The following is a 1148-nucleotide window of genomic DNA, read 5'->3' as shown; positions in this document are numbered from 1 at the left end:
CACGTAAACGCCTAAAACACTTGGGGCCCACTTAAATACCCACGACATGTTGCCAAAATTAGGATGAACTAACAGCCACATGAACACGCCGAGCGACCAAATGACGGTACCAAACAAGAAGTCATTAGAGTTGAAGGCCACATCGTACTGCATCAACCAGTAGGCTTCACCAAAGTGCAGAGCCATACCGAGGAGAATCAGGCGAATGGTGTTGTTGCGTGACCAAAGCCACTGTTTTTCTCGAATCAAGTAGCCAAATACCACAAGCAAGGTACTGAAAAATGGCCCATTACGAGTGAAAAACGGAGCAGGTAAATCGGTGAGAGGTGCATAGCTGCCTGCCAAAACACCATAGATGTAAAGCAGCACTGCTGTTGGAAGAAGTAACTGTGTCATGCCAATTCGAACTAAGCAGGCGATGATAGCGACCGCAATCACCAATGCTGGAATAAACCACAGGTGGACAAGCCCGCCTTCTAGTAATGAATTCAGTGGTGCAGACGCTAAGTATCCCCAGTAGCCTTGTCGTTCGGCAAGGTATCCCGCTTCTGCTACGACTTGCCATTGGAACGGCATGAGTAAGCTGATCACGCTCCAAACCAACCAAATTTTCATTAGAGGTTTCGCATAGTTGGCTAAAGTTTCGAGTGGATTGCTGCTCAGCTTAGGTTGGATAAGGTAACCAGAAATAAGGAAAAAAAGCGGAACCGCAAAACGAGCGAGCTGATTAAGAAGATAACCAACCCAAGGTACGCCATCCCACTGCCAATAAGTGAGGGCCATTTGGCAATGCAGCCCGACAATTGCCACCATGGCAATGATGCGTGCAAATTCTAAACTGGCTATTTTTCGGTTTGTCGCCATACGTTACTTACCTAAATGAATAAAAAACTTCAGCGAAAGTAACAGTTCGCGACGCACTTCATGCATGAAAAAATCAACACATTGCAGCTTGAACCTTAGCAATGTCTGAATTTAAGACTCACTTCAAACTTCTTGATTCCGCATCTATTAACCCACTCAATAGGTCGATCTTAGCAAGAAAATAATATGGATAGATGGTTAGACCAGTTAACTCTTCATTGCAAAAAAGAACGACCGTGCTAAAACTACAGTTATGAAAAAAGGAAAAGTAACGAAAGAGTTCA

The 1148-nt window shown here is 44.4% G+C and carries 1 protein-coding gene; it reads right to left on the bottom strand.

Annotated features, from left to right (window positions below; genetic code table 11):
* Positions 1-864: acyltransferase (locus R7P69_RS25030; protein ID WP_318121800.1), on the bottom strand; the 864-nt coding region annotated here is incomplete at its 3' end.
* Positions 865-1148 lie beyond the last annotated feature (284 nt).

It is taken from the genome of Vibrio sp. 661 (assembly GCF_033339315.1).
In the GTDB taxonomy this organism is placed as follows: domain Bacteria; phylum Pseudomonadota; class Gammaproteobacteria; order Enterobacterales; family Vibrionaceae; genus Vibrio; species Vibrio alginolyticus.
The sequence above is the reverse complement of the archived record's forward strand: the minus strand, read 5'-3'. Positions and strand labels throughout refer to the sequence as shown.